The organism is Kribbia dieselivorans NBRC 106261 (assembly GCF_001552435.1).
Lineage (GTDB): Bacteria > Actinomycetota > Actinomycetes > Actinomycetales > Dermatophilaceae > Kribbia > Kribbia dieselivorans.
Window position 1 is genome coordinate 1 of the sequence record NZ_BCRE01000033.1, and the last position, 16765, is coordinate 16765.

Sequence of the window (16765 nt, forward strand, 5' to 3'; positions counted from 1 at the left end):
CGGGGGCGGCCGCCACGGCCGCGGCCAGCCGCTGCTGCATCCCGGCGATGACCGCGTCGACGTCGGCGTCGGTGACCGGCCGCGTCAGGCAGCGCTGCGCCAGCACCGAGTGGACCTCGGCCGTCGCCTCGGCCAGCGCCGCCGCCCGCTCCTCGATCCCGGGGAGCCCATCGCGCAGCAGCGCCAACGTCACTCGCCACGCGTCGACCGCCCCGTCGAGGAACACCGAAGTGAACGTCAGGTCGCCGTCGACGAGCGGTGCGGCCGACGATTCCGGCCGGGCGTCACGGTTCTCCGGGCGCCAGCGGCCGGTGACGTGCCCGACGCTGCGGGGCACCCGTGTCGACCCGGCGGCCGACAGCACCCCCTGCAGCTCGATGTCCGGGTTGCGACCGGCCGCCAGCACGCGGAACACCTTGGTGATCACACTCACGGGCGCGCCGCTCGCATCCGTGCACGTGTGCACGATCGAGGTGTTCGTCTGCTCGCCGGTCAACACCCGGGAGGACCCGACGCTCAGCTCGCTGCCCCAGTCGGGGTGACGGTGGCCCACGACGTCCGGCTCGGGGGCATCGGAGGTCGTCGACGACATCGCGCCCACCCGACCCAGCGTCAGGCCGAGCAGTTCGGCCGCGAACACCGGGTCGTGGCATCCGTCGTAGACCCAGCGGTGCCCGAGCACCGAGTGCTCCATCTCGCCGACGAGCGCGGCCTCACCGCCGGCCAGGGGAGCGCCGCGGTAGGTCAGCGGCACCTGGTAGATCACCGGCTCGCCCCCGGCCGCGACTCCTGAGTCGTCGGCCACGAGATGCACCTCGCACCCGACCTCGCCGGCCGGGTCGTCCACCCGCCAGCGGCCGACATGGCGCAACTGCTCGACCGGCAGCGGCCCGCGGCTCGAACCGGCGTACCAGCGCTGGCCGGTGATCCAGCCGGCGATGAGGTCGAGCTTGCCGGGCGTCAACGTCGCGTCATACAGCAGTGCCATGGGCCGCCTCCACCTTGAGCCAGAAGAAGTCTCGCGAGCCGAGCGTCAGCGATACGGTGCCGTCCGGCCCGATTGTCGGAAAACCGCTGCCGCCGAACAGGTCTCGCAACCGCGCTCCGGCCATCGACGCGGGCAGCGTGATGGTCGTGGCCTGCGGGCGCGAGGCGAGGTTGTTGACGCACAGGATCGTCTCGGACTCGCGGCTGGGCCATTCCTCGTCGGCCGCCTCGTCACCGGCGGGTGACTCCTCGGGCGCGCGCACGAACGCGAGCACCGCGTCGTTGTCGGCCGGGACGATCTCGAAGGTGCCGATGCCGAACACCGGGTGCTCGCGGCGGATCGCCAGCATCGCCCGAACCCAGTGCAGCAGCGACGAACTCGACGCCATCTGCGCCTCGACGTTGACGTTGTTGTAGTGGTAGACGAGCGAGGTCACCAGCGGCAGGTACAACTTGCCCGGGTCGGAGGACGAGAACCCGCCGTTGCGATCGGGGGTCCACTGCATCGGGGTGCGCACGGCGTCGCGGTCGCCGAGCCAGATGTTGTCGCCCATGCCGATCTCGTCGCCGTAATACAGGCACGGCGAGCCGGGCAATGACAGGAGCAGCGCGTGGATGAGTTCGATCTCGGCGCGCGAGTTGTCCAGCAGCGGGGCCAGACGGCGCCGGATCCCGACGTTGGCGCGCATCCGCGGATCCGGCGCGTACCAGCCGTACATGGCCACACGCTCCTCCGGCGAGACCATCTCGAGGGTCAACTCGTCGTGGTTGCGCAGGAACGTGCCCCATTGCGTGCCCGGCGGTATGGCCGGAGTCTCGTGCAGCACGTCGATGATCGCGCTCGCCCGTTCGTCCCGCAGGGCGTAGAACAGGCGCGGCATGACGGGGAAGTGGAAGCACATGTGGCATTCCGGCTCGGCCGTCGTGCCGAAGTAGTCGACGACCTCGGCGGGCATCTGGTTGGCCTCGGCCAGCAGGATGCGCCCCGGGTACTCCTCCTCGACCATCGCGCGCAGGCGGGCCAGGTACGCGTGCGTGCGCGGGTGGTTCTCGCCGTTGTGGCCCTCCTCCTCGAAGAGGTACGGCACGGCGTCGAGGCGGAACCCGTCGATGCCCAGGTCCATCCAGAAGCGGACGACGTCGAGGATCGCGTCCTGCACGGCCGGGTTCTCGAAGTTGAGGTCGGGTTGGTGGCTGAAGAACCGGTGCCAGAAGAACTGGCGACGGATCGGGTCGAAGGTCCAGTTCGAGACCTCCGTGTCGACGAAGATGATGCGCGCGTCGGCATACTTCTCGTCGGTGTCGGCCCACACGTAGAAGTCGCCGAACGGGCCGTCGGGGTCCGATCGGGACTCCTGGAACCACGGATGCTGGTCGCTGGTGTGGTTGAGCGCGAGATCGGCGATGACCCGGATCCCGCGCGCGTGCGCCTGCGAGACGAGTTCGGTGAACTCCGGCAGCGTGCCGAACTCCGGCAGCACCGCCCGATAGTCGGAGACGTCGTAGCCCCCGTCGCGGAGCGGGCTCGCGTAGAACGGGGGGAGCCACAGGCAGTCCACGCCCAGCCAGGCGAGGTAGTCGAGGCGCTTGATGACGCCGGCGAAGTCACCCGACCCGCTGGCGTTGGTGTCCCCGAAGGCGCGCACGAGCACCTCGTAGAACACCGCCTTGCGGAACCACTCGGGGTCGTTCTTCAGCCCGGGCTGGGCGAGGTTGAGTCCCTGCATCGCGCTGCGCTCCGGCTCAGAAGTAGCGCTTCACGTGGATGATGTGGACCGGCTCACTCGAGGGGCCCAGCCGCACGAAGTTCTCCGCGCCCCACTCCCATTCCTCGTCGGTGACGAGGTCGTGCGCCAGGAAGCGCTCATCGTGGCCGAAACCGAGGGCGCCCATGTCGAGGCGTACCAGCGACTCCCGGTCGGTGTGCGGGTCAAGGTTGGCCACGACGAGGATGGTGTCGCCGTAGCGCTCCTTCGAGTAGCACATGACGTTCTCGTCGTCGACGTGGTGGAAGACGAGGTTGCGCAGCCAGCCGAGTGCCGGGTGGTCGAACCGGATCGTGTTGAGCATCTTGAGCCACCCGTGCAGGGACTCACCCTCGCGCTTGCCGCCCGGCGCGTAGAGGCACCACTGGCGGTCCTTGAACTCGTACTTCTCGTTGTCGATCTGCTCCTCGACACCGGGCCGGGGCACGGACTCCATGAGTTCGTAACCGGCGTAGATCCCGTACGTCGGCACGAGCGTGGCGGCGAGGGCGGCGCGCACCTTCCACGCCGCCGGGCCACCGTGCTGCATGTACGGGGTGAGAATGTCGTGCGTCGTCGGCCAGAACGAGGGCCGCATGTAGTGCGCGGAGTCGACCAGTTCGCGGCAGTACTCCTCGAGCTCCCACTTCTCGTTGCGCCAGGCGAAGTACGTGTAACTCTGCTGGAACCCGACCTTGGCCAGGGTGTGCATCATCGCCGGCTTCGTGAACGCCTCGGACAGCCAGATGATCTCCGGGTGGTCCGCGGCGACATCGGCGATGAGCCACTGCCAGAACTCGACGGGCTTGGTGTGCGGGTTGTCGACCCGGAAGAGGGTGACACCGTGGTCGATCCAGACCTGCACCACGCGGCGGACCTCGTGATAGATCCCGGCCGGGTCGTTGTCGAAGTTGAGCGGGTAGATGTCCTGGTACTTCTTCGGCGGGTTCTCCGCGTAGGCGATGGTGCCGTCGGCGCGCGTGGTGAACCACTCCGGGTGCTCCGTGACCCACGGGTGGTCGGGGGAGCACTGCAGGGCCAGGTCGAGCGCGACCTCCATGCCCAGGTCACGGGCGCGGGCGACGAACGCGTCGAAGTCGTCGAAGGTGCCCAGGTCGGGGTGGATCGCATCGTGGCCGCCGAGTTCGGAACCGATGGCGTACGGCGATCCGGGGTCGCCCGGGCCGGCGTCGAGGGTGTTGTTCGGGCCCTTGCGGTTCGTCGTGCCGATCGGGTGGATCGGCGTGAGGTACACGACGTCGAAGCCCATGTCGCGAATGCCGTCGAGGCGGGCGGCGGCGGTGCGCAGCGTGCCGGACTGCCAGGCGCCGTTCCAGCCGCGGTGGGCGCCCTCGGAGCGCGGGAAGATCTCGTACCAGGAGCCGCGCAGGGCCAGTTCGCGTTCGACCAGCCACGGGACCTCCTCGGAGGGGGTGACCATGTCGCGCAGCGGGCGCTGCCACAGCTCACCGGCGACCGGGTCGCTGATGCCGGCGTCGAGGCGCTCGTCGACGTCCAGGCCGGTGTCGCGCAGCACGGCGGCCGCGGCGGTGAGGAGCGCGGCCTGCTCGGGGGTGCGGTCGTCGGTCGCCGCCGCGCGCTCGAGCAGGATCGCTCCCTCCTCGAGCATGAGGTCGACGTCGACGCCGGCGTCGATCTTGACCGTGGCGGCGTGGCGCCACGTGGCGTACGGGTCGGACCAGCCCTCGACGCGGTAGGCCCACATGCCCGGTCCGGTGGCGGCGATGGGGGAGCGCCATTCGCTCAGACCGACGTTGATGCACGTCATCGTCTGCGGGTACTCGTTGCCGTCGGGGTCGATGATGACCACGGTGGCGTTGACGGCGTCGTGGCCCTCGCGGAAGACGGTGGCGTGCACCCAGAAGTTCTCGTTGACGACGGACTTGACCGGGAAGTGGTTGCCGTCGACGGTCGGGCGCACGTTCAGGACCGGGATACGGCCCAGCGGGTGCTGCGGCGGCAGGCTCACCGGGGTGACCGTGGTGTCGTGCGCGGTGAGGTCGGAACCGGCGCCGGCCGTGGCGTGGGGAACGGCGTCGGGTTGGGCGACCCGCTCCTGGATCTCGATCGTGTCGCGGACGGTCGCGGCCTGACCGGCGTCGCCGCTCGGGTTGGCCGGGCCGGTCGGCCGGGTGGCGCTGACGGTCGTCTGGTCCTGCTCGGGGGGCACGTCGTCCTCCTGCTGCGTCGGTGGGAAACCGTCCGGACCCGGCGCGGGGGAGGTGCGCGGGCCGTTCTCGTCCGACGCTATCGCGCCGGGCGCCGCCACGGCGCCCGGTCTCGCACAAGCCTGCCGACGTGTTGCGTCGATGATGCGGCTCGACGGGCGCGTGGTCGCTGCCACCCGTACACTCGCGCCTGTGAAGGCCATTCGTCGTTTCAGCGTCCGAACCGTCCTCCCGGAGCAGCTCGCCGCGCTCGGCAACATCGCCACGAACCTGCGCTGGTCGTGGCACTCGCCCACGCGTGACCTCTTCCGGGGCATCGACCCCAAGCGTTGGGAGGAGGTCGGGCAGGACCCCGTCGCGATGCTCTCGGCGATGGCCCCCGCGGAGCTCAGTGCGCTCGCCGACGACCACGAGTTCTGCCGTCGGGTCGAGGACGCGGCGGCCGATCTGCACCGGTACCTGACGGCTCCGCGGTGGTACCACGAGTACGGGGCCGAGAACGCCGGCGAGGGTGTGCCGCAGACGGTCGCGTACTTCTCCGCGGAGTACGGCATCACCGAGGTGCTGCCGCAGTACTCCGGCGGTCTGGGCATCCTCGCCGGTGACCACCTCAAGTCGGCCTCCGACCTCGGCGTGCCGATCGTCGGCGTCGGCCTGTTCTACAAGACCGGGTACTTCGCCCAGTCGCTCAACCGCGACGGCTGGCAGCAGGAGACCTACCCGGTCCTGGACCCCGACGACCTGCCGCTGTCCCTGCTACGCGAGCCCGACGGTTCTCCGGTCGTCATCGCGCTGCCGTTGCCCGGCGGTCGCGAACTGCGCGCCCACGTGTGGCGCGCCGACGTCGGCCGGGTGCCGCTGTTGCTGCTCGACTCTGATGTGCCCGGCAACGACGATGCCGCCCGCAACATCACCAACCGCCTCTATGGCGGCGGAGGTGAGCACCGTCTCCAGCAGGAACTGCTCCTGGGCGTCGGCGGCGTGCGCGCGCTGCGCCAGTTCGCCCGTCTGACCGGGACCCACGCTCCGGCGGTCTACCACGCGAACGAGGGTCATGCCGGCTTCCTGGGCATCGAGCGCATCTCCGAGCTCGTGCTCGATGCGGGCCTGACGTTCGACGAGGCGCTCGAGGTCGTGCGCGCCGCGACGGTGTTCACCACGCACACGCCCGTGCCGGCCGGTATCGACCGGTTCGACGCCAGCCTGGTGCAGACGTACTTCAGCGGCGAGATGGCCCTGCCGGGCATCCCCACCGAGCGGCTGCTCGCCCTGGGCGCAGAGGACTACGAGGGCGGCAGCCCGGGCGTGTTCAACATGGCCGTCATGGGGCTGCGTCTGGCTCAGCGGGCCAACGGCGTCTCGCGGCTGCACGGCGCGGTGTCGCGCACGATGTTCAACGGCCTCTGGCCGGGGTTCGACGCCGCCGAGGTGCCGATCACGTCGATCACCAACGGCGTGCACGCGCGGACGTGGGTCGATTCGCGGCTCCTCCAGGTCGCGCACGACGAGTTGGGCCACAGCGACTTCGACCGCCCGGAGGACTGGGCGGCCGTCGGTGGCATCGACCGGGCCAAGGCGTGGGCGGTCAAGCGGGAACTGCGCCAGCAGCTCGTCGACGAGGCGCGCTCGCGGCTGCGCACGTCGTGGCTCGGTCGCGGTGCCAGCGACGCCGAACTCGGGTGGACCCAGCAGGTCCTCGACCCGGACGTGCTGACGATCGGGTTCGCGCGCCGCGTGCCGACCTACAAGCGCCTCACCCTGATGCTGCGTGACCCCGACCGGCTCAAGCGCCTGCTGCTGCACCCGGAGCGGCCGGTGCAGATCGTCATCGCCGGCAAGTCGCACCCGGCCGACGAGACCGGCAAACAGCTCATCCAGCAGATGGTGCGGTTTGCCGACGACGCCGAGGTGCGCCACCGCATCGTGTTCCTCCCGAACTACGACATCTCCATGGCCCGCCCGCTCTACCCCGGCTGCGACGTCTGGCTGAACAACCCGCTGCGTCCGTTCGAGGCCTGCGGCACCTCGGGTATGAAGGCCGCGCTCAACGGCGGCCTCAACCTGTCGATCCTCGACGGGTGGTGGGACGAGTGGTACGACACCGAGAACGGCTGGGCCATCCCGACCGCCGACGGCGTCGAGGACCCGGACCGCCGGGACGACATCGAGGCGGCCGCGCTGTACGACCTCATCGAGCACCAGGTCGCCCCGCGGTTCTACGACCGTGACCACGACGGGCTGCCGCACAACTGGCTGTCGATGGTGCTGCACACGATGAGCACGCTCGGGCCGAAGGTTCTGGCCACGCGCATGGTGCAGGACTACACGCGCGAGCTGTACGTGCCGGCGGCGCGGGCCGGCTGGCGGGCCGGGAACGACGACAACGCCGGTGCCAAGGACCTCGCCGCGTACAAGCAGACCGTGCGCGCCGCCTGGCCGGGCGTGCGGGTCGATCACGTCGAGTCCTCCGGTCTGCCGGACACCCCGCAGGTGGGCGACACGGTGCACGTCAAGGCGTACCTCGAGCTCAACGGTCTGACCGCCGAGCAGGTCGACGTGCAGGTCGTCTCCGGGCACACCGGTCGCGGCGACGACGTGCTGCGCGACATCGAGATCATGCCGCTGGTGCTGACCGAGACGTACGACGACGGCAAGAGCAAGTTCGAGGGTGACCTGACGTTGCAGCGCACCGGGGCCTTCGGCTACACCGTGCGCATCCTGCCCAAGCACGACCTGCTCGCCTCCCCGGCGGAGCTCGGTCTGGTCGCCAACGCCTGACGCCCCGGCCCCCACGTCACCTCCCCGGTTCGAGGTATTGGCGACCGCTACAACGGTCGCCAATACCTCGAACCGTTGAGGTCGCGCACCGTTCACGTCTCGAACCGTTCAGGTGCAGTGTTCGCCAGTCGTTCACCCTCACGTCACGCCGCCCTCGATCGGGATTCTGCTGCCGCGCCTACGTTTCTGTGCGTCCATCCCCCCACAGAATCGATCACCCATGATCAAGCACCTCAGAGCGGGCGGCGTCGCCTCGCTGACGCTGGCCCTGCTTCTCCCTGCCATCGCGGCCTCCGGTACGGCGGCGACGACCTCGGAGACCGCCCGCGGCATCGTTTACAACGACCTCAACGGCAACAACCGTCGTGACGCGAACGAACCGGGCATCGCGAACGTCGCCGTCTCCAACGGGCACGATGTCGTGGCGACCGACAAGGACGGCGCGTACAGCTTGTCCGTGGACGACGAGACGATCATCTTCATCTCCAAGCCCTCCGACTACATGGTCCCCGTCAACGACGTGCAGTTGCCGCAGTTCTACTACCGGCACTACCCGAAGGGGACTCCGCAGGCGTTGAAGTACGGCGGCATCGCCCCGACTGGTCCCTTGCCGAAGTCCATCGACTTCGCCCTCGTCGCCGACAAGTCCAAGCCGGGCAAGGGCAATGGTGGGCGCAAGGAGTTCGACGCGATCTTCTTCGCCGACCCGCAGACCAAGAACTCCAAGGAGGTCGGGGATCTGCGCCAGGACGTCATCAGCGAACTCAAGGGCACCGATGCGCTCTTTGGCCTGACCGTCGGTGATGTCGTCAACGACCCCCTCGATCTCTTCCCGGAGCACAACGCCGCTGTGGCCGAGGTCGGCATTCCGTGGTGGAACCTGCCGGGCAACCACGACATGGACTACGACGCGCTCACCGATGAGCACTCGATGGACACCTTCAAGTCGGTCTACGGCCCGACGGACTACTCCTTCAACTACGGTGACGTGCACTTCGTGGCGATGGACAACATCGAGCACCTCGGCCCGAACAAGGGGTACCGGGGTTTGCTGACGGATGCCCAGTTGGCGTGGCTCGAGGCAGACCTTGCACAGGTGAGCCCGGACAAGCTCGTCGTGCTCGCGACGCACATCCCCCTGAAGACGAACGCGACCACGTCGGCTGGGGTCAACACGGCCAATCTGCCGGGCCTCTTCGAGGTGCTCGGAGACCGCAAGAAGATCTACAGCGTCTCGGGTCACGACACGTCCAACAGCTGGCAGATGTACCTGGGTCCGGAGGACGGATGGAAGGGCATCTCGTCGTTCCACCACCAGGTCCTCGCCGAGGTTCGTGGCGGAGGCTGGGGGAGTGGGCCCCTTGACGCGCGCGGTGTCCGTGCGGCGGACATGGCCGACGGCAACCCCAACGGCTACTACCACCTGAACTTCAGCGGGACGAAGTACACGCCTCGCTACAAGGCGGCCAGTCTGCCGGCAGATTTCCAGATGCGGTTGTCCTTCTCCGGCGGAGAGGGCAAGGCAACCCACGTTCCCACCGGCCCAAGCGGATCGGCCGGTTTCACGACGCCGGTGCGTTACCAGCCGGCCGACTGGACTGCGCCGCAGGTGCCGACCCTGACGGCCAACGTCTTCGATGGCGGCGAGCGCCACCGCGTCGAGGTCAGCGTCGATGGCGGTCGCTTCGCGGCCATGACGCAGTCTGCGCCGATGAACGATCCGTACATCAGCCTGCTGCGGGCCACGAACGTCGGCGCCGAGCGTCCGGTCAGGCCGGAGGCCAGCTCGCACCTGTGGACAGCGCCACTCCCGGCGAAGCTGGAGGCGGGCACGCACACCGTCTCGGTGCGCTCGACCGATCCGTACGGGCAGGTGTCCCACTCGACCACGACGTTCGAGGTCGCCGCGAACTGACCCCGCGACCCCACGTCACCCCCCCGGTTCGAGGTATTGCGCGTCGGAACTCCGACGCGTAATACCTCGAACCGCTAGGGCTCGTCGACGGCCAAATGAACCCGGACCGACGAGGCTCCGATCGTGACGATGCCCGGCGGGTTGACGGAGCCCGGATCGCCCGGCCGATTCCACATCGAGTCCCACAGCAGGCGGTAGCCGCGCACGCCCGCCGGTGAGGGCAGGGTCACGTCCCGCGCGCCGCTCCCGCCGTGCAGGACGAGCAGCATCGACCGGTGGTGCGACCGCGCTCCGTTGACGAACATCTGCAAGGTGCGCGTACTCGGATCCGACCAGCGGTGCGGCTGCATGACGTGACCATGCACGTCGTACCACGTGATGTCCGCCGTGCCGTCGCTGTTGACCGGCTCGCCGCGGAAGAAGTGCTGCTGGCGCAACGCCGGGTACTCACGCCGCAATTGCACGAGGAACCGCGCGGTCTCCAGCAGGTCGCGCTGCCACTTCTCGAGATCCCAGTTCAGCCAGGTGATCTCGTTGTCCTGGCAGTACGGGTTGTTGTTGCCCTGCCGGGTGTGCCCCATCTCGTCACCGGCCGTGATCATCGGCACCCCGGTCGAGAACAGGAGCGTCGCGAGCAGGTTGCGCATCGACCGTCGCCGCAGCAGGTTGACCGCGCGGGTGTCGGTCGGCCCTTCGAGGCCGTGGTTCCACGAGCGGTTGCTGTTCGTGCCGTCGCGGTTGCCCTCGCGATTCGCCTCGTTGTGCTTGTGGTCGTAGCTGACGAGGTCGGTCAGGCTGAAGCCGTCGTGGGCGGTGATGAAGTTGATCGAGGCCGTCGCGCCCCGGTCGTTCGCGCCGAAGATGTCCTCGGACCCGGCCAGGCGGGTCGCGACGTCGCGCACCCCGTGACCGAAGTGCGACTCGCCGCGGTGGGCCAGATTGAGGTCGGTCAACCAGAACGCCCGCGTGCCGTCGCGGAAACGGTCGTTCCACTCCGAGAACGGGGGCGGGAACTGACCGGTGCGCCACCCGTGGATGCCGAGGTCCCAGGGTTCGGCGATGAGCTTGACGCGGCTGAGCACCGGGTCGGAGCGCAGTGCGGTCAGGAACGGATGATGCGGGTCGTAGTCGTGCTGCGGCCCCCGGGCGAGTGCCACGGCCAGGTCGAACCGGAAGCCGTCGACGTGGTACGCCTGAACCCAGTGCCGCAGCGAGTCGAGCACCATCTGCACGACGATGGGCTCGGAGAGGTCGAGGGTGTTGCCGCACCCGGTGACGTCGACGTCGACGCCGCGCTCATCGAGCCGGTAGTAGGTCTTGGCGTCGATACCGCGCCAGCTCAGGCACGCCCCGTCGACGCCCTGCTCGCACGTGTGGTTGTAGACGACGTCGAGAATCACCTCGATGCCGGCCTCGTGGAGCGCCTTGACCATGCCCTTGAACTCGTCGACGACGCCCTGCGGGTCGGTCGCGGCGGCATAGGCGGGGTTGGGGGCGAAGTACGACAGGGGGTTGTAGCCCCAGTGGTTGATCAGCCCCTCGCGCAGCAGGTGCGGTTCGGAGAAGAGGGCGTTGACCGGGAGCAACTCGACGGCCGTGACCCCGAGCCGCCGCAGGTGGTGGACGACGACCGGGTGGGCCATCCCGGCGTATGTGCCGCGCAGGTGCTCCGGCACGTCGGGGTGCAGCCGGGTGAGGTCCTTGACGTGCACCTCGTAGATGACCGTGCTGCTGAGTTGGTGCCTCGGCCGGGGCACGATGCTCCACTCGAACTCGTCGGAGACGACGACGCAGCGCGGCACGCACGCCCGGCTGTCCAACCCCGAGCGGATCTCGTCGTCGCCGGTCATCTCGGGTGCCTCGACGGTGTGCGCGTAGATCTCCTCGGTCAGCGCCACGTCACCCTCGAGCGCCTGGGCGTACGGATCGATGAGCAACTTGTTGACGTTGTGCCGGTGCCCGTCGTGGGGGCTCCACGGACCGTCGACGCGCAGGTTGTACCGCTGCCCCGGGCCGACTCCCTCGACGAAGCCGTGCCACCAGCCGTGGGTGCGGTGCGGCAGCGGCACCCGCCGCTCGGTGACCCCGGCTGTGTCGCCGGCCTCGAACAGACACACGTACACCGCCTCGGCATGGGCGGCGTAGACCGAGAAGAAGGTACCGTTGTCGACCACCGTCACGCCGGGCCTGGGTTGCAGATCCGTGTCGGAGGACACGCGGGTGCCGGTGGGGTGGTCCATGGGGGTCAGCGTAGGCGGGCACCGCAGGGCAATGCCTGCCGCACCTGCATCGTGGGCGATAGGTTGGGGTCCATGACTGATCCCACCGCCCTGCCCAACTTCGTCGGCGGGCCGCCGACGGCCGCTCAGCCCGAAGAGGAACAGAACGTTCCCCTGGTCGACATCGTCCGCGACTCGCTGCTCGCGCTCGGCTCCGAACCGCGGATCGACAACGACGGCGATGTGGAATTCGAGTACGAGGGTCAGCGCCTCTACGTGCGTTGCACCGAGGAGCCCATGCCGGCCCTGCGTGTGTTCGGTCAGTGGATGATCGACGAGAGCGCCCCGGCCGACGCCGAGGCCCGCCTGCGCATCTGCGCCGACGTCAACGCCGCCTACTACCTCATCAAGACCGCCGTCGTCGGCGAGAACAGCGACCTGCTGCTCGTCGCGTGCGAGAGCCTGCTCGTCGGTGGCACCGATGTGCGCGAGATCCTCTCGATGGCCGTGCCGCTGACGATGCACGGCGTGCAGGTGTGGCACGAGCAGGCCACCGCGCTCGGCGGCGGAAGCACCCTGACCGACCAGAACCCGCAGGAGCAGGCATGAGTGACCAGCCGCAGCCGGAGGTGACCGAGGACGTCGTCCTCTTCGAGGTCGAGGACGGCATCGCGACGATCCGTCTCAACCGCCCCCAGGCGCTCAATGCCCTCAACACCGAGGTGCAGGAGGCCATCCGCACGTATGCGCGTGAGGCCACCGAGCGCAAGGACGTCGCGGCCGTCATCGTCTACGGCGGCGAACGTGCCTTCGCGGCCGGCGCCGACATCAAGATGATGGCGGCGATGTCGTACACCGAGATGGTCGACGCCGCCGGCGAGTTCATCGACTGCATCGACTCGCTCGCCCGCATCCCCAAGCCGACGGTCGCGGCCATCACCGGATTCGCGTTGGGCGGCGGGCTCGAGACCGCGCTGGCCTGTGACTTCCGCGTCCTGGCCGACAACGGCAAGCTCGGTTTCCCCGAGGTCACGCTCGGCGTCATTCCGGGCATGGGCGGCACGCAGCGGCTGCCGCGCCTGATCGGCGTCTCGAAGGCCAAGGACCTCATCTACTCGGGCCGCACCGTCAAGGCCGACGAGGCCCTCGCGATCGGTCTGGTCGACCGGGTCGTCCCGGCCGAGGAGGTCTACGCCACGGCCAAGGAGTGGATGAAGTCGTTCGTCGGCGGTCCCGCCTACGCGATCCGCGCCGCCAAGGAGGCCGTCGACCGCGGCATGAACACCGACCTGACCACCGGTCTGCAGATCGAGCAGATGCTGTTCTCCGGTGTGTTCGCGACCCGGGACCGCGAGAACGGCATGAACTCGTTCATCGAGAACGGCCCGGGCAAGGCCACGTTCGAAGGCGCCTGAACCTCGCCCCACGACCATCCGTGTCGGACACACCCATCGGACCGCCGTGGCAGGTATCACGGCGGTCCGATGGTGCTTTCCGTTCGATAGCCTGACACGATCTACCAGTACCAACCCGACCCACAGGAAGAAGACGATTCCCTGATGAACATCGTCGTCTGCGTGAAGCACGTGCCGGACGCCCAGTCCGAGCGCACGTTCAACGATTCGGACAACACCACCGACCGCGAAGGCGTCGATGGTCTGCTCAGCGAACTCGACGAGTACGCCGTCGAGGAGGCCCTCAAGCTCGTCGAGGCCAGCGAGGGTGAGGTCACCGTTCTGACCGTCGGCCCGGCCGGTGCCGCCGACGCGCTCAAGAAGGCGCTCCAGATGGGTGCGCACAAGGCCGTGCACGTCACCGACGACGCGATCCACGGTTCGGATGCCCCGGCGACCTCGCTGCTCCTGGCCAAGGCCATCGAGAAGATCGGCACTCCGGATGTCGTCATCACCGGTATGGCCTCGACCGACGGCACCATGGGTGTCGTCCCGGCCATGCTCGCCGAGCGCCTCAACCTGCCGATGGTGACCTACGCCTCGCAGCTGACGATCGACGGCTCCGCCGTGACCGCGCGCCGCGACGGTGACACCGCCTCCGAGACGATCGAGGCCACGCTCCCGGCCCTGGTCTCGGTCACCGACCAGATCAACGAGCCGCGCTACCCCTCCTTCAAGGGCATCATGGCCGCGAAGAAGAAGCCGGTCGAGACCTGGGGTCTGGGTGACCTCGGCGTCGACGCCGGCCAGGTCGGCCTGGGCGCCGCGTGGACGAAGGTCGACTCCTTCGCCAAGCGCCCGCCGCGCGAAAAGGGCGAGATCGTCACCGACGAGGGCGATGGCGGCACCAAGCTCGCCGAGTTCCTCGCCTCCCGGAAGTTCATCTGAGCCCGCGCGGCCCGGAAGGAAGGAATCACCCGTAATGGCTGAAGTTCTCGTTCTCGTCGACCACGACAACGGTGAGGTCCGCAAGACCTCTGCCGAGATGCTCAACATCGCCCGTCGCCTGGGCACCCCGTCGGCGGTCTTCATCGGCAGCAACGTCCAGGAGGCCGCCGACGTGCTGGCCCGCTACGGCGCGGAGAAGATCTACGTCGTCGCCGACCCGGCCGTGACCGGCGCGCTCGTCGCCCCGCAGGCCGAGGCGCTGGCCCAGATCGCCGGGCAGGCCAACCCGGCTGCCGTGATCATCGCCTCCAGCTCGGCCGGCAAGGAGATCGCCGGTCGCCTGGCGGTCAAGATCAACGCCGGCCTGATCACCGACGCGGTCGACGTGCAGGCGGTCGACGGAGCGGCGCAGACCACCCAGTCGGTCTTCGCCGGTTCGTACACCGTGCAGGCCTCGGCGACCACGCCGACGACGATCATCACCGTCAAGCCGAACAGCGCCGGCATCGAGATGGCCCAGGCGGCGGGCACGCAGGTGCCGGTCGACGTGACCCTCTCCGACGTCGCCACCGCTGCGAAGATCACCAAGTCCGAGCCGCGCCAGTCCACCGGCCGCCCGGAGCTGACCGAGGCTCCGATCGTCGTCTCCGGCGGTCGCGGCACCGGCGGTGACTTCTCCCCGGTCGAGGCGTTCGCCGACTCCCTCGGCGCGGCCGTCGGCGCCTCGCGCGCGGCCGTCGACGCCGGTTGGTACCCGCACACCAGCCAGGTCGGCCAGACCGGCAAGCAGGTCTCGCCGCAGCTGTACGTGGCGGCCGGCATCTCCGGTGCCATCCAGCACCGCGCCGGCATGCAGACCTCGAAGACGATCATCGCCGTCAACAAGGACGAGGAGGCGCCGATCTTCGAGCTCGTCGACTTCGGCGTCGTCGGCGACCTCTTCCAGGTGCTGCCGCAGGCCACCGAGGCCATCCAGGCCCGCCGCGGCTGAGTTCGCCCGGCGGTCTCGCGACCGCTGACCGGAGCCCGGTACGACCACCTGGTCGTACCGGGCTCCGGTGGTGTTCGGCGGGCCGTAGTGTTGGCCCAATGAGCACGCTGACCGACGGCCTCGAACGCGCCGACCACCTCGACGAGGCCGACCGCGAGCACCTCATCAAGCTCACCAGCGATTGGCAGGTGCTCTCCGATCTCTCCTTCGCCGACCTTGTCGTGTGGGTGCGCCAGGACGGTCACTGGCGCGCGGCGGCGCACACCCGCCCGATGACCGGGTCGATGGTGTTCTTCAACGACCTCGTCGGCCGACCCCCGAGCGAGGCGCTGGCCGAATTGCTCGATGCCACCGCCATCGACCGGCAGATCCACATCGGAGCGCCGAGCCAGAGCGGCGGCACGATGATCCGCACCGACACCGCGCCGATCACGCGTGACGGCAAGGTCATCGGGGTGCTGTCGCGCCACACGAACCTGGACCGGTTGCGCACCCCGAGCAACCTCGAGTCGAACTACCAACAGATCGCCAGTCGCCTGCTCGACATGATCGCGTCGGGGGAGTGGCCGACGGCGAACTCGACCACCGGGCGTCGCGGTGCTCCACGGGTGAGCGACGGCATCGTGCGGATCGACGCCGAGGGCACCACCGCCTACATCAGCCCCAATGCGCTCTCCGCGGTGCACCGACTGGGGTACGACGGCGAGGTCATGGGGCAGAACTTCACCGAGATCATCACCTCGCTGCTCAGGGACGGCGATGCAGTCGACGAGTCGTTGGCCGTGGTGACGATGGGTCGGGCGCCGTGGCGCGCGGACGTCAGCGTGGGGTCGGCGACGGTCGCGTTGCGGGCGATCCCCCTGACCCGCGGCGGCCGGCGGGAGGGCGCGCTCATCCTCATCCGCGATGTCAGTGAGCTGACCCGCACCGAGGAGGAGTTGCTCAGCAAGGACGACACGATCCGCGAGATCCACCACCGGGTCAAGAACAACCTGCAGACGGTGGCGGCGCTGCTGCGGCTCCAGTCGCGGCGGCTGCCCGAGGGGCCGGGTCAGGTGGCGCTCAACGAGGCCGTACGGCGAGTCGGCACCATCGCGCTGGTCCACGAGACCCTGAGCACCGGATTCGACGAGACGGTCGACTTCGACGAGATCGCGCGGCGGAGCCTGCGGTCTGTCATCGAGGTGGCCACGAGCGAGCATCGGATCTCGTCACGGCTGCAGGGGTCGTTCGGGCGGATGCGGGCCGAGGATGCCACCGCGGTGGCGATGATCACGTCCGAACTCGTACAGAACGCTTCGGAGCACGGTTTGGCCGACCGTGATGGGACGATCACCATCACCGGCGAACGCAGCGACGAGGACGGTCAGGACATCCTGCGGGTGACCATCGAGGACGATGGTGTCGGTCTACCGCGTGGATACCGGCCCTCGCGTGTCGGGTTGGGGACGCGGATCGTCACCTCGCTCGTCTCCGACCTGGGCGGCACGATCCGCTGGGAGGACAATCAGCCATCCGGGACCCGCGTCCGGTTCTCGGCGCGGCTGCGTCCGCTGAGCCGCGCCGGCGGGCGCTGAGCCGGGCCGGCGGGGCGGCTCA

General features: G+C 69.1%; 11 protein-coding genes. 7 read left to right on the forward strand and 4 right to left on the reverse strand.

What is annotated here, in order from left to right; all coding sequences use genetic code 11:
* The 3 genes from KD1_RS02955 to KD1_RS02965 form a co-directional block, all read right to left on the reverse strand.
* Positions 1–988: maltokinase N-terminal cap-like domain-containing protein (locus KD1_RS02955; protein ID WP_068397293.1), on the reverse strand; the 988-nt coding region annotated here is incomplete at its 3' end.
* Positions 972–2714, reverse strand: a complete 1743-nt coding sequence (treS, locus tag KD1_RS02960; protein ID WP_068397295.1) for a maltose alpha-D-glucosyltransferase — start codon at positions 2712–2714, stop codon at positions 972–974. The genes treS and KD1_RS02955, both read right to left, overlap by 17 nt.
* A gap of 16 nt (positions 2715–2730) precedes the next feature.
* Positions 2731–4923, reverse strand: coding sequence for an alpha-1,4-glucan--maltose-1-phosphate maltosyltransferase (locus KD1_RS02965; RefSeq protein ID WP_370670736.1), 2193 nt, complete (start codon positions 4921–4923; stop codon positions 2731–2733).
* A 190-nt stretch (positions 4924–5113) separates the two neighbouring features.
* Between KD1_RS02965 and glgP the strand changes: the two genes are divergently transcribed.
* Positions 5114–7699, forward strand: a complete 2586-nt coding sequence (gene glgP, locus KD1_RS02970; protein WP_068397324.1) for an alpha-glucan family phosphorylase — start codon at positions 5114–5116, stop codon at positions 7697–7699.
* Positions 7700–7919: 220 nt separating this feature from the next.
* Complete coding sequence (locus KD1_RS02975; protein ID WP_068397298.1) at positions 7920–9614, forward strand: calcineurin-like phosphoesterase C-terminal domain-containing protein; 1695 nt, start codon at positions 7920–7922, stop codon at positions 9612–9614.
* A gap of 74 nt (positions 9615–9688) precedes the next feature.
* Here the strand turns inward: KD1_RS02975 and glgX are convergent, their stop codons facing one another.
* Positions 9689–11854, reverse strand: a complete 2166-nt coding sequence (gene glgX, locus KD1_RS02980; RefSeq protein WP_068397301.1) for a glycogen debranching protein GlgX — start codon at positions 11852–11854, stop codon at positions 9689–9691.
* A 72-nt stretch (positions 11855–11926) separates the two neighbouring features.
* Here glgX and KD1_RS02985 point away from each other — a divergent pair, with 72 nt between their 5' ends.
* The 5 genes from KD1_RS02985 to KD1_RS03005 all read left to right on the forward strand — a co-directional run bounded on the left by KD1_RS02985 (position 11927) and on the right by KD1_RS03005 (position 16743).
* A complete protein-coding gene (locus KD1_RS02985; protein ID WP_068397304.1) occupies positions 11927–12442 on the forward strand; it encodes a YbjN domain-containing protein in 516 nt (171 codons plus the stop codon).
* Entirely contained in the window at positions 12439–13248 is an 810-nt protein-coding gene (locus KD1_RS02990) for an enoyl-CoA hydratase/isomerase family protein (RefSeq protein WP_068397307.1), read from the forward strand. The genes KD1_RS02985 and KD1_RS02990 overlap by 4 nt, the downstream gene beginning before the upstream one ends.
* Positions 13249–13392: 144 nt before the next feature.
* Complete coding sequence (locus KD1_RS02995; protein WP_068397309.1) at positions 13393–14175, forward strand: electron transfer flavoprotein subunit beta/FixA family protein; 783 nt, start codon at positions 13393–13395, stop codon at positions 14173–14175.
* Between the two features lie 34 nt (positions 14176–14209).
* Positions 14210–15166, forward strand: a complete 957-nt coding sequence (locus tag KD1_RS03000; RefSeq protein WP_068397311.1) for an electron transfer flavoprotein subunit alpha/FixB family protein — start codon at positions 14210–14212, stop codon at positions 15164–15166.
* Between the two features lie 98 nt (positions 15167–15264).
* Positions 15265–16743: a sensor histidine kinase gene (locus tag KD1_RS03005; RefSeq protein WP_068397313.1), complete on the forward strand. Its 1479-nt coding sequence runs from the start codon at positions 15265–15267 to the stop codon at positions 16741–16743.
* Positions 16744–16765 lie beyond the last annotated feature (22 nt).

What these genes read in the sequence shown, in the direction of transcription:
- KD1_RS02985 (WP_068397304.1), top strand. Translation starts at nt 11,927, where the DNA reads ATGACTGATCCCACCGCCCTGCCCAACTTCGTCGGCGGGCCGCCGACG.
- treS (WP_068397295.1), bottom strand. Translation starts at nt 2,714, where the DNA reads ATGCAGGGACTCAACCTCGCCCAGCCCGGGCTGAAGAACGACCCCGAG.
- glgX (WP_068397301.1), bottom strand. Translation starts at nt 11,854, where the DNA reads ATGGACCACCCCACCGGCACCCGCGTGTCCTCCGACACGGATCTGCAA.
- KD1_RS02975 (WP_068397298.1), top strand. Translation starts at nt 7,920, where the DNA reads ATGATCAAGCACCTCAGAGCGGGCGGCGTCGCCTCGCTGACGCTGGCC.
- KD1_RS03000 (WP_068397311.1), top strand. Translation starts at nt 14,210, where the DNA reads ATGGCTGAAGTTCTCGTTCTCGTCGACCACGACAACGGTGAGGTCCGC.
- KD1_RS03005 (WP_068397313.1), top strand. Translation starts at nt 15,265, where the DNA reads ATGAGCACGCTGACCGACGGCCTCGAACGCGCCGACCACCTCGACGAG.
- KD1_RS02990 (WP_068397307.1), top strand. Translation starts at nt 12,439, where the DNA reads ATGAGTGACCAGCCGCAGCCGGAGGTGACCGAGGACGTCGTCCTCTTC.
- KD1_RS02995 (WP_068397309.1), top strand. Translation starts at nt 13,393, where the DNA reads ATGAACATCGTCGTCTGCGTGAAGCACGTGCCGGACGCCCAGTCCGAG.